At 64.8% G+C, this 19,563-nt stretch carries 18 protein-coding genes; 6 read left to right on the forward strand and 12 right to left on the reverse strand.

Translation table 11 applies throughout. The features are described 5' to 3' along the window. Position 1 precedes the first annotated feature (1 nt). From VFC51_14520 to VFC51_14570, 11 genes are all read right to left on the reverse strand, one after another. A complete protein-coding gene (locus VFC51_14520; protein HZT08235.1) occupies positions 2-2,065 on the reverse strand; it encodes a GAF domain-containing protein in 2,064 nt (687 codons plus the stop codon). Next, positions 2,034-3,488, reverse strand: a complete 1,455-nt coding sequence (locus VFC51_14525) for an O-antigen ligase family protein (protein HZT08236.1) — start codon at positions 3,486-3,488, stop codon at positions 2,034-2,036. Before VFC51_14525 ends, VFC51_14520 begins: the two co-directional genes overlap by 32 nt. Beyond that, positions 3,485-4,696 carry a glycosyltransferase family 4 protein gene (locus VFC51_14530; protein HZT08237.1) on the reverse strand — a complete coding sequence of 404 codons (1,212 nt, stop codon included), beginning with the start codon at positions 4,694-4,696 and terminating at the stop codon, positions 3,485-3,487. Before VFC51_14530 ends, VFC51_14525 begins: the two co-directional genes overlap by 4 nt. 63 nt (positions 4,697-4,759) lie before the next feature. After that, complete coding sequence (locus VFC51_14535; GenBank protein HZT08238.1) at positions 4,760-5,974, reverse strand: M24 family metallopeptidase; 1,215 nt, start codon at positions 5,972-5,974, stop codon at positions 4,760-4,762. Between the two features lie 32 nt (positions 5,975-6,006). Further along, positions 6,007-6,606 (reverse strand): hypothetical protein, encoded by a 600-nt coding sequence (locus VFC51_14540; GenBank protein ID HZT08239.1) that lies wholly within the window; start codon positions 6,604-6,606, stop codon positions 6,007-6,009. A 19-nt stretch (positions 6,607-6,625) separates the two neighbouring features. After that, positions 6,626-7,912 carry an ATP-binding protein gene (locus VFC51_14545; protein ID HZT08240.1) on the reverse strand — a complete coding sequence of 429 codons (1,287 nt, stop codon included), beginning with the start codon at positions 7,910-7,912 and terminating at the stop codon, positions 6,626-6,628. A 117-nt stretch (positions 7,913-8,029) separates the two neighbouring features. Continuing rightward, a complete protein-coding gene (locus VFC51_14550) occupies positions 8,030-8,755 on the reverse strand; it encodes an A24 family peptidase (protein HZT08241.1) in 726 nt (241 codons plus the stop codon). A 20-nt stretch (positions 8,756-8,775) separates the two neighbouring features. After that, positions 8,776-9,900, reverse strand: coding sequence for an iron-sulfur cluster carrier protein ApbC (gene apbC / locus VFC51_14555; GenBank protein ID HZT08242.1), 1,125 nt, complete (start codon positions 9,898-9,900; stop codon positions 8,776-8,778). A 43-nt stretch (positions 9,901-9,943) separates the two neighbouring features. Then, positions 9,944-10,243 carry a hypothetical protein gene (locus VFC51_14560; protein HZT08243.1) on the reverse strand — a complete coding sequence of 100 codons (300 nt, stop codon included), beginning with the start codon at positions 10,241-10,243 and terminating at the stop codon, positions 9,944-9,946. Next, positions 10,221-11,420: a TRC40/GET3/ArsA family transport-energizing ATPase gene (locus VFC51_14565; protein ID HZT08244.1), complete on the reverse strand. Its 1,200-nt coding sequence runs from the start codon at positions 11,418-11,420 to the stop codon at positions 10,221-10,223. Before VFC51_14565 ends, VFC51_14560 begins: the two co-directional genes overlap by 23 nt. A 117-nt stretch (positions 11,421-11,537) precedes the next feature. Then, complete coding sequence (locus VFC51_14570) at positions 11,538-12,722, reverse strand: M24 family metallopeptidase (protein HZT08245.1); 1,185 nt, start codon at positions 12,720-12,722, stop codon at positions 11,538-11,540. Positions 12,723-12,952: 230 nt separating this feature from the next. Between VFC51_14570 and VFC51_14575 the strand changes: the two genes are divergently transcribed. The 6 genes from VFC51_14575 to VFC51_14600 all read left to right on the forward strand — a co-directional run bounded on the left by VFC51_14575 (position 12,953) and on the right by VFC51_14600 (position 18,929). Further along, complete coding sequence (locus VFC51_14575) at positions 12,953-13,273, forward strand: zinc-ribbon domain containing protein (protein HZT08246.1); 321 nt, start codon at positions 12,953-12,955, stop codon at positions 13,271-13,273. Positions 13,274-13,372: 99 nt separating this feature from the next. Then, positions 13,373-15,232, forward strand: coding sequence for a translational GTPase TypA (gene typA, locus VFC51_14580; GenBank protein ID HZT08247.1), 1,860 nt, complete (start codon positions 13,373-13,375; stop codon positions 15,230-15,232). A gap of 116 nt (positions 15,233-15,348) precedes the next feature. Continuing rightward, positions 15,349-16,233: a hypothetical protein gene (locus tag VFC51_14585; protein HZT08248.1), complete on the forward strand. Its 885-nt coding sequence runs from the start codon at positions 15,349-15,351 to the stop codon at positions 16,231-16,233. A gap of 14 nt (positions 16,234-16,247) precedes the next feature. Beyond that, positions 16,248-17,171 (forward strand): ABC transporter ATP-binding protein, encoded by a 924-nt coding sequence (locus VFC51_14590; GenBank protein ID HZT08249.1) that lies wholly within the window; start codon positions 16,248-16,250, stop codon positions 17,169-17,171. Continuing rightward, positions 17,168-18,004, forward strand: a complete 837-nt coding sequence (locus VFC51_14595; protein HZT08250.1) for an ABC transporter permease subunit — start codon at positions 17,168-17,170, stop codon at positions 18,002-18,004. The genes VFC51_14590 and VFC51_14595 overlap by 4 nt, the downstream gene beginning before the upstream one ends. Positions 18,005-18,074: 70 nt before the next feature. Continuing rightward, a complete protein-coding gene (locus tag VFC51_14600; protein HZT08251.1) occupies positions 18,075-18,929 on the forward strand; it encodes an alpha/beta hydrolase in 855 nt (284 codons plus the stop codon). Between the two features lie 9 nt (positions 18,930-18,938). Here the strand turns inward: VFC51_14600 and VFC51_14605 are convergent, their stop codons facing one another. After that, complete coding sequence (locus tag VFC51_14605) at positions 18,939-19,286, reverse strand: MazG-like family protein (protein HZT08252.1); 348 nt, start codon at positions 19,284-19,286, stop codon at positions 18,939-18,941. Between the last annotated feature and the right edge of the window lie 277 nt (positions 19,287-19,563).

Raw genomic sequence — 19,563 nt, forward strand, 5'->3', positions numbered from 1 at the left:
TTCAGCCGGACCGAATGTAGCGCTCTGAGATCCCGTAGACGTGGACCGGCTGCGCCTTGCCCTTCACGTACTCGTCGGCCAAGAAGTCACACGGCACGACGTCTCTTACCAGGTCGTAGACCGCTTCGTTGAAGACGATTTTGTGGTCGGGGAAACCCTTGGTCAGCCCTTCCAGGCGGGCCGCCGTGTTGACGGTGTCGCCGATCACCGTAAACTCGAGCCGCTCCTCCGACCCGATGGCGCCGGACACGGCCTCGCCGTTGCAAATGCCGATGCCGATCTCGATCGGCTGCTGGCCCGCTGCCCGTCGCTCCTCGTTGAAAGCCCGGAGCGCCCGCCGCATGTCGATGGCCGCTTGGATCGCGCGCAGCGGATCGTCGGCGTGGGCGATCGGCGTACCGAAGACGGCCATGATGGCGTCGCCGATGAACTTGTCCAGCGTGCCTTCGTGGCGGAACACGATCTCGATCATTCGGCCGAAGTAGTCATTCAGCATCGAAACGACCGCCTCCGGCTCGGATTTCTCGGTCATCGGGGTGAAGTCGCGGATGTCTGACATGAGCACCGTCACGTCTTTGCGCTGGCCTCCCACGCTCGGCATCTGGCCGCTGGCAAAGAGCTGCTCGGCAACTTGGCGGCTCACCACGCGGGATAGCGTCCCCATGAGCTGCTGCTCGCGAGAGATGTCTTCGATGACCATGACCACGCCGATCTGGGTCGATCGGTGATCGAGCAGTGGCACCGCCGAGAGGTTGATGGTCGCGCGGTTGCCCTCGGGCGTCTGATAGTAGATCTTCTCGGCTCGCACGATCCGACAATCGCGCATTGCCCGCATCGCGGGCTCGGTAATCGCGCCATTGACGTCGCCGCGTACGGCCTCGGGCAGTGTCCGGACGACTGACGTCTCGGGGTCTAGGCTCAAGATCCGTTGCGCAGCCGGATTCATGGTGCTGATTCGGCCGTCCAAATCCAGCGTTACGACGCCGTTCGCCATGCTGGACAGAACGCTCTCGTTGTAGTTCTTCATCTGGACGACCCGCTCGAAAAGCTGCGCGTTTTCCAACGCAATGGCCGCCTGGGAACCCACGGCCTCCAGCAGCGCCTCGTCGTCTTCGCTGAAGAGCCCCTCGATCTTGTTGAGAACCTGGAGCACGCCCACGATGGAGCCTTGCGCATTCCGCATCGGCATGCAGAGCACGGTGCGTGTACGGTACCCGGTCCGCCGGTCGACGTCCTGGTTGAATCGCGGATCTGCGTAGGCGTCGGCGATGTTAATCGTCTCGCCGGTCGCCGCGACGTGGCCCGCGATCCCCACGCCAACGGGGATGCGGACCTCCTCGAGGTTCGCGCCCTGGGCCACCTTGAACCACAGCTCGTTTTGCTTGGCATCGAGAATGAACAGGCTCGAACGGTCCGCGCGCATCACCTCCGTCGTCTTTTCCATGATCTTCGCCAGAAGCTGGTCCAACTCAAGCTCTGAGGACAGCGAGGTCATCACGTCGAGGAGGGTGCGGGATTTCTCGACTTCCTTTCGCCGAGCTTCGAGGAGCGACGCGTTGGTGAGGGCCACGGCTGCCTGGCTCGCGAGCGCTGCCAACAGCTCCGCATCGTCGGAGGTGAACGGGCCCGCACGCTTGTTCAGCGCCTGCAGAGCGCCAATCATGCGGCCGTTCGAATCGCGAAGGGGGACGCAGAGGATCGAGCGCGTCCGATAGCCCGTCTCACGATCGACGTCGGGATTGAAGCGGGGGTCGAGATACGCGTCCGGGATAATGAGCGTCTCGCCCGTGGTCGCCACGTGCCCGGCGATGCCCGCGGATAGGGGCACGCGGATCTCCGTAACATTGTGGCCTTGGGCGACGCGCGACCGCAGCTCGTCGTGGCGCTCATCGATGAGGAAGAGGGTGCTGCGATCTGCCTCCAGGACCTCACTGGTGCAGTCGATGATGGCGCCAAGCAGTCGATCGACGTCCGTCTCAGAGGCGAGGATGTGGGAGACGCGAAGGAGCGCAGTAAGCCGCTGGACCGTCTGCTCAACCGCCTGGGGATTGATCCCGACGTCCATGGTCCGAGCCGCCTCCGGAGATTTTCGAATCGTGCGCCTGTTGCGGAACTGTAACATTCCGGAACTCGACGATGATGAGCGCGACGATGAGCCAGAAGAGCGCTTCCATGTGGGGAAGGCGCAGGTCGAAGAAGTAGTGGTCAAAGAGGCCCGCGATAAGCGCGGCGCCCAGGGCCGCTTCGAGTCCGCGGCGTCGGAGCCGATTGTCGGCGGTCGTCGGCGTGCGCCAGGATTGCGTCAATGCGAGCCCAACGGTGAGGAGGAAGGCGGCGAGGCCGATGAGCCCCATATGCTCGGCCATCTGGAGGTACAGATTCGAGACCCCCACGGAGAGATCGACGCGTGGCGATGCGCCAAATCCCACGCCCATCATTGGGAAACGGGAGATGAGGTTCGCCGCGTTGCGATACTCCTCGATCCGCATGGCCGTCGCCTGGTCCTGGATGGTGAGCGCAGCAAGAAGCCGACCGGCATAGTCGTGCGTCTGGGGAGCGACGGCTACCACGGCGAGGCCGATGGGTACGGCCGCAAGCAGGCGCCGGTCCGCCACGACCGCGAGGTACGCGAGGCCCGCCGCCAGCCCGACCCATGCGCTGCGCGAGTAGGTCAGGGCGAGCGCGAGAAGCATCGGCAGACAGAATCCCACCAAGGCGCCCCGCCTCAGCACGGGCGTGGGCGCGAGGATTTCCGCCGCCAGCAGGATAGCGGGAAGCATGAGCGTTCCCCCCAGAACGTTGGGGTCGATCAGCGTTCCCGTCGCACGGAGAGTCGCTGTGCCCTCGATTGGGCGCATCACGTCCGGTCCGGTCGGGTAACCGAGAGGGCTCAGCGCCGAGAGCAGCGTGATCGACGTTCCCGTGGGCAGCAGATACAGAACGATCGCGACGCCTCCCGCGACGGCTCCGCCCACGATGAGCGCGCGAATTGTTCGGGAGACGCCGCGATCGTTCCGTAGCGCCTGGACGGCGGTAAAGGCCAGAATCGCGCCGCTCATGAGCTTCCCAAACAGGCGGACATCCTCTGATGAGCTGGGGGCCGCCGCCGTCCCCAGCAACAAGGCCGCGCACGCGAGGCCTACGAAGAGGGCGAGGGCCAGGTGGGGCTCCGCGACGACGAGCGGCTCGCGCCGGCGAAGCGCCCGCGCGATGCACGCGGCGAGGAGCGCTCCGAGGACGACATCCACAAAGGTCGGCGCAACGACGATGCGAAACGGGAGCACCGCGAACGGTACGGTGAGGCAGAGCAGCGCGAAGAGAACGACCCCGACCTCGGGCCGCCGCAGGATTGCCCAGGCGATCATCAGCGTCGCGCACGCCGCGGCGATCCCGAAGATCCCCCACCACGCTGTTGCCCCTGCTCCTGCGCCCACGACCACGGCAAGGACGGCGCGCGATGCCGCCGGGTGCGCCCGGATTGCGATCAACCCGGAGTCCTACGCTGCAGCACGCGTCCGTAGAAGGCCACCGTCGCGCGTGCCACGTCGGGCCACGTGAATCGGGCGGCAAAGTCGCGCCCAGCCTGAGCGAGGCGCGCGCGCCGCGGGGCATCGTTCCAGAGTCGATAGATCGCGCGGGCGAGTGCCGCGTCATCGTTTCTCGGGACTATCTCGACGGCGCTCTCGAGCGCGCGGACGGGCTCGGGATCGCGGAACGGTGCAATTTGGTGCTTCGAGGCAACAGGAGGCGATGGGGTTGGCTCCGTCGTGACGACCGCGCTGCCGTGCGCGAGGCACGAGAGCAGGCTGCTCCGCCCGAGGCTGGCTCCATCGGCATACGGCAGGACTATCAGATCTGCCGCTGCCAGGGCGGACGAGATCTCGGGCGGTGCGTCGAAGCCCGACCACGTGATGCGCGAGCCGACCCCAAGCTCGCCGGCCAGGGCGCGCACGCGGGCCGCGGTGGCGCGGTTCTTGGGGTCCGCGGAACCGACTTCATCGCCGATAAACAGGAGCCGAAAGCCGAGGTTCGCGCGTTGGAGCCGCTCGGCTGCCCGTACGAGCGATTCAATGCCCTTCGTGGCGTTGATGAAGCCGAAGTGCGCCAGACACAGCTCGTCCTCGCGGATCGCCCACCGGGCACGCGTCCGGGTGCGGGAGGAGGTCGATGATGGAACGAGCGTGGGCCCCATCGGGATCCAGGCAGCGGTTCGCAAGGGGCGCGCGAGGGCCAGATCGGCCGGATTGGTGAAGATGGCGCCGGCGCTTGCGCCCAGGAGCACGGACACCGCAAGTCGGCGCAGCGGGCCGGCTTTGGGAAACAGGTACGGGGCGCGCAGATCGTGGAATGTCGTCACAACGGGAAGACGGAGCCCGTTCAGCCCGAGGAGCAGCGGGAAGACGTTGATTGACGGCGCCATATCGAACGCGGCCGTCTGGTACTGGAGGTGCACGATGTCGGCCTGCGCGGAGGCAACGGCGTCGAAGATTTCGCGACGGTACCGATGGCTCCAGCCCGGGATCTCGATCCGTTCGATCTCCCTGCCGCCGACTGACGCGCGGCACGGATCGGAGGCTCTTCCGTCCCGGGCCGTCGTGACGACGGTGACCCGACTTCCCAGATTGGCCAGGTGATGGGCAAGGAGCGCGGTGTAGTCCGAAACACCGCCGATGGCAGGTGGGTACTCTCCCGTCACGATGCAGACGTCAGGAGGCCGTTCCGCCGCCTGATTCGCCGTCGGTACAGGCGTCACGCTCGGTTAACGCGCGACGATCATCTCGTGCGGGGCATGGCCCATTCGCACCGTGCCGTTGGCGGACACGCGGCACGTGTCTCCCCAGGCGATGCTGCTCGCGCCAACGGAGACGCTCGGCTTGATGATGAACACGCCGTTTTCCGGAAACCGCCAGTCTCCGTATCGCTCGATCGCCTCGTCGTTGGTGGCGAGGGGCACGTCATCCCCCAGCCCACGACCGTGGCAGACAAAGCGGGCCGTCGCATTCGCGAGCGGTCCGCTCGCTGGGCGCAGGGCATCGCCGATCTGCTGCGTCTTCTTCATGGCTTCGGCCAGGGTCACGCCGGGCCGCAAGAAGTCGAGGAGCCGAGCGTACATCTCGCCGTGATACTCGATCAGGTCCATGTACAGAGGATCGCAGCGCCGGACCGCCACTGGCCTCACTTGCTGCGCCCGGTAGCCGATGATCGAAGACTCGAGCTCGTTGATGATGATCTCGCCGTCCTGCAAGATCTTGCGCTGAGGTCGCGTGAGCGTTCGCGTGGGGGGATCGTGGGCGATCCAATTGAAGTGGACCGAGAGTTCGCTGCCCCGGCTGAACATGGCATTCATCGCAGCGGCCCAGACCTCGTAGTCGCGGACGCCGGGCTTGGCCGCCCACTCGACTTCGGCTTCCACCGCGCGCTCGACGAGATCGACCGAGTCCTGAAGAACGTCGATCTCCTCCTGGCTCTTGACGCAGCGGACCTCCTGGAGAAGATCGGTAGCGTTGACGATTTCCGAGTTGGGAACGGCCTTCGCGATCGCCTCGTAGGTGCCGTGGAGAATGGTTCCCTCGGGGGTGCGCGTGCCGCCGGCGAGGCCGCAGATCCCGATCCGTTTGCCGTCCGCCTTCAGCTCGCGCAGTCGCTCCGCCATGGCGCGTCCGTAGTGGCGATTGACGTCGCGTACGTCTGAGACCCAGTTTTGGACCCGGGGTCCCCAGCGAATGGCGGACGTTGCGACGACGGTTGGCTCGTCGTCGATCGGGAAGACGCAGCCAATGGACGCATCCGCTCCTCCACCGCAGTGCGAGAGATAGCGAGCGTCCGCCTGCCAGTCGGTGGAGTTGCCGTTGTTCGGCGGAGCGATAATGACGTCGATGCCATCGCGGGCCATCAGCGCGCGAACAGCCTTCCATCGCCGATCGCGCTCGGCGATGGAGAAGCGTCGGTAATCGTACATCGTTTCCTGCGTCATGGCGCATCCAACCTCAGTTTCTCAGCGTCCCGCTACGACGACCGAAAGCCGCGAGCGATCTTCTTCATCGGGCCCTCGTCCACAAGGGCGAACATCTCCGCGAGCGGGCGGTTCACAACGGCGAATTCCGCGTTGATCTTGAGCCGTGCGTCCGGAATGTAGACGGCCTCCATGTCCGTGATGGGGATGAATTCGTTCGGGAGCTCCTCGAGGGCGTTCTTGATCTGGAATGCTCGCCTCAGGTGGATCGTGCCGCGCAGCTCAAAGGGCGGGACGATGACGATCGCCTCCACCTGGGCTCGCTCCTCATAGAGCGCAGCGAGGTACTGCTGGCGAGCCAGCGCATGTTGCGGGTTATCGTGGGGGATCGCGAGCACGACCGCTGCTTTGGCGAGCTGAAGGTACTCGGTCGCGCGCGCGAGGGCCTCACCGCCGACCTGAGGTGCCGGACCCAGGGGCTCGCGCACGCTGTTCTCCATAAGCAGAAAGGGCCGAACCTTGTCGTTCATCACGTCCGCCACGTGCCAGCGCGCCACCTCAATGTCGCCGCTGGCATGATAGGAGCGCGTATAGAACTCGACGCGAATCGGCGTGCGCGCCGTGTATTCGGAGAGGCGGCTGGAAGCGGTCATTGCCACAATCCCTTGCGTCTCAAAGTCGAACGAAGTAGCTGTCGCAGGCTGCCTCCAGCAGCTCGCGTGAGAGGGTGCGAGGCTGCTCCATGTATTCGGCAATGTCGATTACCTGGTCGAGAAGGTCGCGGGGATGGCAGCAGCGTGGCTCGATGCCGCGCCGATCGTAATAGTCCAGGATGAACTCGACCGCGGAGAAATCGTACGGGACGCCCCGGCTCTCACAAATCCTGCGGAAGATCTCCTCGTACTCCTGGATCGTTGGGTTGGGCACTTCGATCTTGTATCGGATCCTCCGCAGGAACGCCTCGTCGACCAGGCTTGCAGGGTCCAAGTTGGTGGAGAAGATGATGAGCTGATCGAAGGGTACCGTGATCTCCTGGCCGGTCTGGAGATTCAGATAGTCCTCGCGCTTCTCCAGCGGAACGATCCAGCGATTGAGGAGATCGCGCGGTGAGACCTGCTGGCGGCCGAAGTCGTCGATGAGAAACATCCCACAGTTGGCCTTCATCTGGAACGGCGCTTCGTAGTACTTGCTCGTCTCGGAGTACACGAGGTCGAGCGCTTCCATGGTCAACTCACCGCCGACGATCACGACCGGGCGCCGGGACCTCACCCACCGTCGGTCTCGCGCGTCGACCGTCTTATCCTCCGACTCCAGAGCCGCGTGGAAGATCGTGTCGAAGACCTTGATGACCTGGCCGTCATATTCAATGGCGTGCGGGACGTAGACGGCGCCGCCCAGAAGGCGCGCCGCGGTCTCGGCAAGCGTCGTCTTTCCGTTGCCGGGCGGCCCGAAGAGGAATGCCGACTGCGCCGAGTTAATGGCTGGCCCCAACTGGTTCATCAGCCGGTCGCTAACGACGAGGTGACTGAATGCATCGCGAACATTGCGCCGATTCACAACGATGTCGTTGACGGTCTGAAGTCGAACGGCCTCTCGGTACTCCGCGAGCGCCACTGGGGCAGGGCCCGCGTACGCGCAGCGTTCCACAAGCTCGATTGCACGCGCGTTGCCCTTCGCGGTCATCACGTAGGTGTAGCTGGCCGGCGTCAGCGCGCTGCCACCGCGGACTTCCACGTATAGCTCACGCTTGAGTGCCTCCAGGACCCGATCCACCACCCCGAGGAACGGCAGGCGAAGGCGCTGAGCGATTTCGTAGCCGGTGGCCGTGCTGGCGTAGTACACGATCTTGAGGGTGAGGTCGGCGAGAAACTGCAGGGAGAGCCCCGTGTCCTCGACGGAGTGAAGCTCCCGCGGTTCAAAGGCTGCACGCTCCACGGTTGGCGCCCGGGGTGGATACACGAAAACCTCCTGCGCGTCATCGCCAGATCACGGCGCGAGCTGATCGACTCGGTTCCGTGCAGTTGGTGTACCATCCGCCCGCCCGAGGATCAAGGCTAGGCGGCGGACCGCGCCCTCTCAGGGGCTCATGAAGAGGGCGGCATATGCGCCGAGGCAGAGTCCCGGTCCGTAGGGTACGAAGTCCATTCGCCGTCGGCGGCCGGTGAGGAGCAGCAGGGCGATGACGAAGCCGTTGACGAAGCTGCCGAGAAACAGCGCGCTCACGACGCGCGGGAAGCCCGTCATCGCGCCAATCATCGCTGCCAGCTCGATGTCGCCCTTTCCCACTGGCTCTCTACCCGGGTAGGCTAGACGCCCCCCGACGTAGAACGCGACGAATATGGCCAGCGCGGTCGCTACCCCCGCCCCGGTCGTGGCAATGTCGAGCCCGCCGACGGTGGGTGACAGGACCATTGCCGCGGCGATCGAAGGGTAGCTGACCAGCGAATAGATGTAGCGGTGCCGCATGTCCATGATGGCGGTCAGAACGAGGACCGCTGTGTAGAAGCTGTAGACCAGCAGCAGGGCGGTTTGGCCGACGTGGACGCCCAGGAGAAGGAAACAGACGGCGGTGATCCATTCGATTCGGTCATATTCCAGCGGCGCGCCGCAGCGCTCGCAGCGTCGTTGCACGAGTCGCAGAATGGGGATGCGGGCGTGGCATGCGGGGCAGCGCGGCGCAGAAATGGGCGACAGGTCCGACGGAATCTGGTAGGCGACGTGGTTCAGCGCGAGGCCCACTGCCCAGCCGACCGCCGTCCAGACCACCAGAAGAACGCCCGCGGGCAATGCGGGCGCTAGCACCCAGCACGCATCCGAAGCGCTTAGCTCTTGCTCGGGAGCTTGGTGAAGAACTGGACCGGGGCACCGGTCGCGGCCGGCTCGGGCGGTTCGGATTCGAGGGCGATCGTGCTGAGGCGCGCGGCCATCTGCTGGGCCGTGTCGCGGAACGCCGCGGCCACTGGTGAGTCTGGCTCCGCGACGACGATTGGCCGACCCTCATCCCCACCCTGCCGAATCCGCACGTCGAGCGGGATCCGACCGAGGAGCGGAATGTCATACTTTTCGCTGACGCGCTCTCCGCCCCCGTGGCCGAAGATCTCCGTTGTTTGATGGCAGTGCGGACACTGGAAGTAGCTCATGTTCTCCACGATGCCCGCGATCGGAACGTTCAGTTTCAAAAACATCCCGATGCCTTTTACGACATCTTGCAGGGCAACGTCTTGTGGCGTGGTCACGATCACCACGCCCGCCACGGGGACGAGCTGCGACAGCGACAGCGGCGCATCGCCCGTACCTGGCGGGAGGTCGACGACGAGGTAGTCCAGGTCGCCCCAGTCGACATCCTTCAGGAACTGGTTGATGGCCCCGTGCACCATCGGGCCGCGCCAGATGACCGGGTTGTCGTCATCGCCGATGAGGAAGCCGATGGACATCAGCTTGATGCCAAAGGCGACGAGCGGAATGATCTGACGCTGCTCGTTGCCGTATAGCTCAGGCTTGTCGTGGAACCCCATCATCAGGGGGATGTTGGGTCCGTAGATGTCGGCGTCCACGAGGCCCACCTTGGCCCCCGTGTCGGCCAGGGCGATGGCCAGATTGGTCGAAACCGTCGATTTGCCGACACCCCCTTTGCCGCTCGCGACAGCGATGACGTTGCGAACGCCCGGGATGAGCTGTCCCCCGCCCTGGCGCGTGGAGGCCACGCTGAACGTCATGTTGACGTCAACGTGCTTGACGCCCGGGAGGGCGAGGACGGCGTCGCGAGCGGCGTCGTGCAGCGTCCCTCGCACCGGACATGCGGGCGTTGTGAGCACGACGTCGAATCCCACATGATCGCCGTCGATCTTCACGTTCTTGACGAAGCCGAGGGAGACGATGTCTCGATGAAGGTCCGGATCCTGGACGACCTTCAGGGCCTCGAGAATCTGGTCACTCGTTACTGCCACTCGGCGATTCCTTTCGCAAATCGCGAATCACCCAAATCATACGTCACTCGATCTCCACCTCGCGGGCGCGGCGACGCGGTGTTGGGCGCTCGGTGTCCTCGATCATCTCATCGATCAAGCTGCGAAGCGCCAGGAGCCGCTCGCGCCGCGCGTTCCGCGCGTGGAGGATCATCTCGTCCGATGGTCTCGAGAGCGCCCGCAAAAGCGCCCGACCGGGGATGAAATCCAGAAGCAAATCTCGGAGCCCCGGGTCGATGCGGGGAAACTGAATGACAATGGCGTCGCGGGGATATGCGCGCTCGGTGCGGGCGTGTTCCCGCTCACCTTCGCTCTCGTGCTCCATGGTTCACCTCTCCCTGTCTGTCGAATCGCACGATGAGAACATCGTCTTCGAATCGCGCGCCGAGTGTCGGAAGTCCGACGAGCGCACGGGGAAGCACGACGTTTCGCTTTTGATTGCCCACGTGAACGACGAGCTCATCGCCCGACGCGAGTAGATGAACGTTCCCCTTCTGGGTAAAGGGAAGCCGCAGCTTCAAGAGATATTCGCCGTCGTGCTGTTCCGTCGTCTGGATGCGCCCCCGATAGAGGATCTCCGTTGGGTCGCGGTCGGCGTAGAGCTCGCGCGCCATCTCGGACAGCGACGGAATTCCCACGATCTCGCGACCGAAGAGTGGAACCTCCACCATCGGCAGCGGCGCAAACGTGTCTCGCACCTGCTGTCGGTATGCTTCCTGCGATTCTCGCCACCCGGCAAAGTACTCGTCACGCACGGCCGGCGGCAGCACTCGGTTGCAGACGACCAGGTCCGACGGGTACCCGAAGAGATTGAGATACGTGTACGTCCGCTGGGCTTCTTTGATGACCATCTTCTCGGGATTGAGCACGAGCCGAACGGTGGTGACGTCCGGATCGACGAGCGTCGCGTGCATGTCGTCGAGCTGAACGAAAAGCTCCTGAACGGAATCGTATACGTCGTCATCAGGGAGCGGCATTCCAATCCAGGTGCGCATGACCGGTCGAAGGAACGCCGCCATCCGGCGATGGACGGGCAGCAGCTTCTCCACCCACCATCGAGCGATCTCTGGGAACGAGAGCAGGCGCAGTGTTTCCCCGGTCGGCGCGCAGTCGACGATGATGACGTCGAAATTCCCGCTCTTTCGGTGCGTGTCGATCCAGAGGAGGTTCGCCAACTCGTCCATCCCGGGCAGGACCGCTAGCTCTTCCGCGACCAGCTCGTCGACGCCGCGCCAGGCGAAGAGGGCATTGATCCAGCGCTGGACCGTGTTCCAGTACCGATCCAGGTTGAAATAGATGTCCGATTCTTGTGCCCAGAGATTTTGGGACAGGGGGACTGGCTCGGGTCCGAGCGGTTGGTCGAAGCTATCCGCGAGCGAGTGGGCGAGGTCAGTCGAGAGCACGACGGTTCGGTAACCCAGCTCCGCGCAGCGCACTGCCGTCGCGGCGGATATCGTCGTCTTCCCAACCCCTCCCTTCCCTGTGTAGAGCATGACTCGCATCGACGACGGTCCTCGTATCGAGCTACGCGCGGCGTGCCAACTCAATGGTAGCAGTCGTGGGGACATCTGCGTCGGGCGCGTGCGAGGTCAGATCGAGGGAGATCGGTCCGCGCCGCTTCAGGACGACGCCCCACGGCCGAGAAGTCGAGCGCCCGCGTCGGTAATGACGATCGGATCAGCCCACGCAGCACGAATTGCCGTGGTTGCAATGGAGACGGTGAGGGTGATGCAATCGCCGGGCTCGAGAGCGAGATCACGCCGGTCAGGATCTTCCATGCCGCGATCAGGGCTCGGGGCGTCTTCACCGAGACCGCAACCCCGGATGGAGACGATCGCAGAGAGCGAATCGACGACACGCTGATGCTGAGACGCGAACGTCTCGCGCGCGCGGCGGTCCAACTGCTGGATCGTCACACCGGGTCGGGCTTGGGCAAACACCGAGTCCCAGAGGTCGCGGAGGAGCGCGACGGGAGCGGGGTCCGAAGCCGTGGACCCGCGCATTTGAATGACGCGACGGCTGCGAGCCCGGTATCCGCCCCATGCGCCGTCGAACACCCCCTGGACCAGGTGGATTGAAGGATCAGCTCCGCGATGAGATTCCCGTGCCGCACCCGCCATCGCGCAATCCCGCCATCGGAGCCCCACCGGCAGCTCGCTCCCCAATCCGCATGCGGTTTCCACGACGGCGCGCCGAATCCGAATGTCGTCCTCGTCCTTGCCGATCTCGTTGGCGAACCGCTCGGCCATGACATGCGCGATGTGGGTGGACCTGTCCAAAAACGCGACCTCCTCGGCGCTCTTGGGGCGGCGCATCTGAGCGACCTCGCGCGTCACGTCGATGAGCTCGAGGGATGGGAACGCGGAAGCGAGCGCCTGGACGAAGGCAAATCGGGCGCTCCCGAGCGAACGTCGGTCCGAATAGAGTCCCACCACACCGATGCGGTGCACCGATGGTCCGAGCTCGGCGAGGGCGCGAATCATGGCCGCGCTGTGGGACGGCGCAGCTTCACGGAGGTCTGTGCACCACGGCTGAGCGGTGATCCAAGCGCCCGCGTCGCGGGCGATGGCGATCGGCTCGCCCCGTCTCGGGAACAGAAGCGAGACCTCTGCGGCGCCGCCGCCGACGTGAGACAGGTACCGCGCTGCCGCGCCGACGGAGCTGGTGGACCCGACGCTTGGCGGGGCAATGACATAGTCGATGCGGGCCCGATCCATCAGCGCGCGCGCGGTTTCCCATCGTCGGTCCCGCTCGATCACGCTGAAATACGGATACGCGGCGAGGTTCGCGGCGGCTCGGTACATGTTGGGGCTCGCGGGCTCGTCCGCGGGTTCGGGGCTGCGGGCGCGCCCGCGGATTGGGCGTCCGGTGGATTGCGTCAACGTGCGCACCGTACGGGGGCATCGATCTCTGGTATTATGCAGGTACTGGTTCGGTTCGTAGACCCGCGCACCCACGGCCTGGGGCGGGAGGAGATCCCGCTGGAGCGGCTCGCGCTGACGAAGTCCGGCCAAGTTTATCTCGAGGAGTCAGCGTGAGTTACGCCGACAAAGTTCTCGTCTGTCGCGATTGCGGCCAACCCTTCACCTTCACCGCGGGCGAGCAGGAGTTCTATGCATCCCGCGGGCTGATGAATGAACCCGGGCGTTGTCCCGAGTGTCGCTCTGCTCGTCGGGCGTCCCAGGGCGGCAGCCGCTACGGTGGCGGATACGGCGGTGAGCGGCAAATGTTCTCCGCGATCTGCAGCAACTGCGGCAAGGAGGCGCTGGTACCGTTCCAGCCGCGAACGGATCGCCCGGTTTACTGCTCGGACTGCTTTGAGCAAGTCCGCGCGTCGCGGCCAACGTATCGATAAGCCGCCATCGGCAAGAGACCTTCCGGGGGGCTGGACTCGCTCAATGCGGCCAGCCCCGCCGTTTATCCAAAAAATGGCCCCGAAGCATGAAGGAAGCGAATGACTGCGCCTGACACACAGCTTGGCTCCCGCATGGTCGAGCGCACCGAGGTGCGAAACATCGCCATCATCGCGCACGTCGATCATGGAAAGACCACGCTCATCGACGGAATGCTCAAGCAGAGCCGCGTTTTCCGCGAAGGGCAGGCCGTCGGGGAGCTGATTCTCGACTCCAACGCGCTCGAGCGGGAGAAGGGGATCACGATTCTGGCGAAGAACACGGCGGTGCGGTATCGCGGTACACGCATCAACGTGATCGACACGCCCGGCCATGCGGACTTCTCCGGCGAAGTCGAGCGCGTGCTGAATATGGCCGACGGCTGCCTTCTCCTCGTCGACTCGGTGGAAGGGCCGATGCCGCAAACGCGATTCGTCCTCAAGAAGGCGCTCGATCTGGGGCTCAAGCCCATCGTCGTCGTCAACAAGATCGACCGTGCGAATGCCCGCATCGCCGAAGTGCTCGAGGCGACGCAGGACCTTTTCCTGGAGCTGGCTACGGACGCCGAACAGCTCGATTTCGAAGTCGTGTACACCAATGCGCGCGCGGGGACGGCGACCCTCGACCCTGCCATGGCAGGATCGACCCTTGAGCCGCTGTTCGAAACCATCTTGTCCTCGATCCCATGTCCGCATGTCGATGTCGAGTCTGGTTTCCAGATGCTCGTGAGCAACATCCGCTACAACGAGTACCTCGGACGCAACGCCGTGGGGCGCATCGCGCGCGGGCGAATTCGTGCCGGCGACAACATCGTGCGAATCGACGAGAACGGCGCCAGCACGCGCCAACGCTCGGTCGATGTCTTCGCGTTTGAGGGCCTGGAGACGGTCCCCTGCGACGAGGCGCGCGCGGGAGATATTGTCCTGCTGACCGGTCTCGACGAAGTCAACATCGGCGATACGATCGCCTCCGCCGAATCACCGGAGGCGCTTCCACGGCTGGATCTCGAGCCGCCAACGGTTCGGGTGACAATCGGTGTGAACACGTCTCCCTTTGCCGGGCGGGACGGGACGTTCGTCACCTCGCGCCAGCTTCGCGCACGGCTGTACCGGGAGCTGGAGACGAACATCGCGCTACGCGTCGACGAGACAGAATCGGCCGATCAATTCCTGGTCTCCGGAAGGGGAGAGCTGCACCTCGCCATTCTTATCGAGACGCTTCGGCGCGAGGGGTATGAGTTCCAGGTTTCGCGACCCCAGGTGATCCCGCGTACGATCGACGGCGTGCTCAAGGAGCCCGTTGAGCACGTTGTGATCGAGACGACCGAGGAATCGATCGGACCGGTGACGGAGGAGCTGAGCGTCCGTGCGGGACGATTGGTCAACCATCAGAGCGACGGCAGCGGGCGCGTGCGGCTGGAATACGCCGTCCCGACGCGCGGACTGATCGGCCTGCGCGGCATCTTTCTTACCCTCACGCGCGGGGAGGGACTGATGTCCAGTGTGGTCGCCGGGTACGAGCCGATGGGGGCGCCCATCGGCCGATCGCGCAACGGGGCCCTCGTCGCCACGAACACCGGTGTTTCGACGACCTATGGTCTGAACAACGCTCAGGAGCGGGGTGAGACGTTCATCGAGCCCGGACTCCACGTCTATGAGGGCATGGTGGTGGGTGTATCGCGCTATCCCCAGGATGTGCCGATCAACGTCTGCAAGGAGAAGAAGCAAACGAACATTCGCTCCTCCACGTCGGACATCGCCATTCGGTTGTCGCCACCGATCGTGCTGTCCCTGGAAGACGCGCTCGCATGGATCGGCGATGACGAGCTTGTCGAGGTCACCCCCAAGAGCATGCGCCTGCGCAAACGGCTCCTATCCGCCGACGATCGGCTCAAGGCCCGAAAAGACCAGGGATCGCGATAGGCTGCGTGCGCGCGGCGGAAGGAGGTTCCTCTGCGCCGACGGAATGGGTGTGTGCTACACTCGCCGCGTCCAGAGCGCAGGGCCGCTGCCCGCGCGGACTGGGCACGGGGGGATGAATGGATCGAATGACGTTGCCCCGCATCACTCTTTCACGGCTACTCGCCCTCGGCGTTGGCGTGGGGTTGGTCGCTGTCGCTACCCTGGCTCCGCTGCGTAGCTCGGCGTACGGGGCGCCAACGCTCCTCCGCCCGCACCGCTTCGCCCCCGTGTCGGTCAGCGTGGAGCAGGTGGCAAGTGGCCTCGCGTCAGTCCCATGGCGCACGGATGCTTTCGATCGGTCTCTGTTCGGTGAGCCCGGCGATTGGAACCAGCCGCGCGCGATCCCCTTTGAAACCGCCGAAGGCGCGAGCCAAGAGCTGCATCGCCGCGTCCGGGTGCCCGCAAGCTTACCGGATGGGGTGAGCAGCGACCCGACGATCGTGATGCACACGGCGAGCTCCGCCTCGTACACGCTCGACCTTCCGAAGATCTACGCGACCCTCGCGAGCGCCGGAATCGAGGACCTCCAGCTTCCGACGAGCCTGCACGGAGCCACCCTCGTGCTCAACATCCCCGCGAGCGTGACGCTCACGTGGGGCAGCGGATCATCAGCGCTCGCCCTGACGCAGATGGGGCAGCCCACGCTGAGCGTGCCCGCCGAAGTGGACCTTGGCGCTCTGCACGACCTCGTCCTCAGCGATTCGCGCATCGCGGCGCTCGAACCCGATGCTGTGGCCCAGCTTCTGGCCATCGCCGATTGGCAGGACACGATTCCCGTGCCGATCCCTGCGGGAATGGCCACCTCATCGGTGATTCGCGTTGGCGGTGGCGACGCATTGGCGGTGCACGAGGTTCGCACGGGTCGCACCCTGCTCCTCTGGCAACGCGGCGGCAATCTCTTCGCCCTGGCGGGTCACTTCGACGCCGACACCCTGGGGGCCGTCGCCAGCTCGATCCAGTAGCGGATCCACTCGGCGTGCCACAGGAGGCTACGACCGCCGTCGCGCTCCGCGGCGTCCGGAAGGTGTTTGGCCGTCGAGTGGCAGTCGAAGGTCTCGATCTTCGCGTTCCGTCTGGTACGGTGTTTGGTCTGCTTGGGCCGAACGGGGCGGGGAAGACGACGTGCATCAAAATGATGCTGGGGCTTGTCCGACCGACCGCCGGCAGTGTCGAGCTGCTGGGGCTCCCGTCCTCCGACACCAAGGCGCGAGCGCGCGTCGGGTTCTTGCCGGAGCAGTTCCGGTTCCACGAATGGCTCACTGCTGCGGAATTCCTGGACCTGCACGGGCGGCTGTACGGCATGAGCCCCAAGGCGCGTCGCGAGCGTATTCCCGACGTACTCGAACGTGTTGGACTTTCCCAGAGGGCAGGCAGCCAGCTCCGGACGTTCTCGAAGGGAATGCTGCAACGGATCGGACTCGCGCAGGCCATCATGAATGACCCGAAGCTCCTGATTCTGGACGAGCCGACCTCCGGCCTGGACCCCGTCGGTCGCCGCGAGGTGCGCGATCTCATCGTGGAGCTTCGGGCGCAAGGGGTAACCGTGCTCCTGAATTCCCACATTCTCAGCGACATCGAGCGTGTGTGCGATCTGGTCGCCATTCTCGATTTGGGCAGGCTGGTCTGGTCGGGCAGGCCCGACGACCTCGGAAGCGACCGAATCGTGGTGACGGGCGAGGTCGACCAGGTTTCGAGCGCGGGACTCGAGGCCGCACGCAAGCTGGCGCCCGACCTCGATGCGCGCGACGGGCGCATGACATTTACGGTGGCCGACCGAGACGCGGTGTCCCAGGTGGTCTGGGCGCTGGTGACCCATGGCGTACGACTCTACGAGCTGCGCCAGCAGCGACGATCGCTCGAGGACCTCTTCGTGAACATCGTCGAGGGGCGTGACGCGTGAAGTGGCTGGTCCTGGCGAAGTTCACCTTCCACGAGGCCATCCGCAAACGAATCGTGCTGGCCGCCGCGGTGATGACCGTTCTCTTCCTTGCGCTGTACGCGTTGGGGACACACTTCGCCGTCCGCGAGCTGGAAACATCGCCCCTCATCGTTCCGTCGGTCAAGCCACTGCTCATCAGCCAGCTGCTGCTCACCGGTATCTGGCTGACCAGCATGGCGGGAAGCCTGCTGGCGATCTTTTCCGCGGCGGGAACCATCAGTGGGGAGGTCGAAAATTCGACGCTCCATGCCATCGCGGCCAAGCCCGTTGCGCGCTGGGAGATCGTCGTCGGGAAGTGGCTGGGGCTTGCTGGCATGGCCGCCGCCTATACCGCAATTGTCGCGACCATCGTCATCGGGATCGTTTGGCTGCGGGCTGGGTTCGCAGGAACGAGCCCGTTGGTCGCCGTATTGGCGCTCGCCATGCAGACGATCGTGCTCCTCTCCCTGACGGTGCTGGCCAGCGCGTGGCTTCCGTCCCTGGCAACGGGCATCGGGGTGTTCCTGCTCCATGCCATAGCAATGGCCGGCGGCGTCGAAGAGCAACTCGGTTTCATACTCAAGAACCAAACGATGCAGGACGCCGGCGTCTGGATCAGCATCGCCGTTCCCAGTGACGCGATGGAGAAGCTGGCGGCGGCTGCCCTTCAGGCGACGTCGGGGTCGACCCTTCCGATGCCGGGCCCACTCAGCGTGCTGGCGCCGCCCAGCCCGTGGATGGTCGGCTACGCGGGCCTCTACGTCGTGTTCTGTCTCCTGGTCGCGGTCCTCCGTTTCGAGGGGAAGGACCTCTGACCGGCCAGCCGGACCCATACAATGGGGGACGAGTGGGCTCAAGAAGCGCTGTTGCATCGAGGTCCGAGCTGTGAAGCTTCCGAAGGGCGTGGCCAGCCGATACGTTGCCGTAGGACCGATTCGCACGCACTATCTGGAGGCCGGTTCGGGAGAGCCGGTGGTTCTCCTGCACAGCGCGGAGTTCGGCGGGCGAGCGGAGTTCAGCTGGCGCCACAATATCGCGGCGCTCGCCGAACACTTTCACGTTTTCGCGCCCGACATGGTGGGCTTCGGGGGAACCGATAAGATCTACAACTTCACCGATCCAGCAGGCTTTCGCATCCGTTTCATCCGGGACTGGATGAACACGCTCTGCATTCCGTCGGCGCACTTCATCGGGAACTCCTTCGGCGGATCGCTGATTCTCTCGGTCGCGGCGAGCCGCCCGACGCCGTGGAACATTCGGTCCATCGTGACGTCGAGCGGCGGCGGATTCGCGCCCGTCAACGATGCGCGGACCACCCTGAACGACTACGATGGGTCGCGAGACTGGATGCGACGAATTCTCCAGGTCCTCTTCTGGGATGAGCGCTGGTGGTCAGATGAGGAAGTAGAGGAGCGGTGGCAGGCGAGTTGTGAGCCAGGCACCTGGGCTGCCACAGCCGCGGCTCGGCTCACATTACCCGGGCTGCCCCGTGCCACTCCGCCCGAGCGACCGGATTACCGAATGATTGCCGTTCCGACGCTGATTACCGGCGGGGCGGAGGATCTGCTGCGCGAGCCGGGGACGTGGGAGGATCTTCATCGGCAGATCCCGAACGCGGAGCTCCACATTTTTCCGCGGGCGCGTCATTGTCCGCACATCGAATTTGCCGACGAGTTCAACCGGCTGGCGACGGAGTTCATCTCGCGCCACTTAACGGGCGAGGTCCTGGCGGGAGACTAGCCGGATAGCCTAGGCTTGCCGGGCCTCGTGGCCGTAGTAGCCAACCTCGAGCCGCTCCGCGATGATCTGGAGCTTGCGGTCAACCGCCTCCTCGACGTCGATCTCGAGGTGGTTTGCGAGCACGACGCTGAGGATCACGACGTCAGCCAGCTCGTCGGCGATGGCGCGGCGCGCATCAGCGGGAATTGACGAAAAGCCGTTCGCGGAGCCAATGCGCGGGTCGGTGCGCCAGAGCTTCTTGATGGCGTCCGCAACCTCACCAGCCTCGCCCAGAAGGCTGACCGCCAGATAGCCCGGGCCAAGCGACTCGAACCGCTGCGAATCAAACTCCGCGATCCGGGACTGCATGTTCCACATCGATGCGCCCTCCGCCAGGTTGTCCACGAGAGTCGCGTAGCGGCCATCTGCGCTGCTCCCCCCTTACCGGTTGACCGTTATGGCCGCGAGAACGACGATAAGCCATCGTTTGCGTGCAGCACAAGGCGACTGTTGCACCATGGGCTCGTACAGGTCCGCAATAGGCGTGACAGGTCCCTAGTGACACGATATACTGAAATCACTACCGGCCGCCCCTGGCGAAACTCCTCTTCCCGCGTCTCCACAAATCCGACCCATTGGCGAAAGGATGGGCCGA

Source organism: Chloroflexota bacterium (assembly GCA_035652535.1).
Lineage (GTDB): Bacteria > Chloroflexota > UBA6077 > UBA6077 > SHYK01 > DASRDP01.

What these genes read in the sequence shown, in the direction of transcription:
- VFC51_14520 (HZT08235.1), bottom strand. Translation starts at nt 2,065, where the DNA reads ATGGACGTCGGGATCAATCCCCAGGCGGTTGAGCAGACGGTCCAGCGG.
- VFC51_14535 (HZT08238.1), bottom strand. Translation starts at nt 5,974, where the DNA reads ATGACGCAGGAAACGATGTACGATTACCGACGCTTCTCCATCGCCGAG.
- VFC51_14540 (HZT08239.1), bottom strand. Translation starts at nt 6,606, where the DNA reads ATGACCGCTTCCAGCCGCCTCTCCGAATACACGGCGCGCACGCCGATT.
- VFC51_14560 (HZT08243.1), bottom strand. Translation starts at nt 10,243, where the DNA reads ATGGAGCACGAGAGCGAAGGTGAGCGGGAACACGCCCGCACCGAGCGC.
- VFC51_14565 (HZT08244.1), bottom strand. Translation starts at nt 11,420, where the DNA reads ATGCGAGTCATGCTCTACACAGGGAAGGGAGGGGTTGGGAAGACGACG.
- VFC51_14570 (HZT08245.1), bottom strand. Translation starts at nt 12,722, where the DNA reads ATGTACCGAGCCGCCGCGAACCTCGCCGCGTATCCGTATTTCAGCGTG.
- typA (HZT08247.1), top strand. Translation starts at nt 13,373, where the DNA reads ATGACTGCGCCTGACACACAGCTTGGCTCCCGCATGGTCGAGCGCACC.
- VFC51_14585 (HZT08248.1), top strand. Translation starts at nt 15,349, where the DNA reads ATGGATCGAATGACGTTGCCCCGCATCACTCTTTCACGGCTACTCGCC.
- VFC51_14605 (HZT08252.1), bottom strand. Translation starts at nt 19,286, where the DNA reads ATGTGGAACATGCAGTCCCGGATCGCGGAGTTTGATTCGCAGCGGTTC.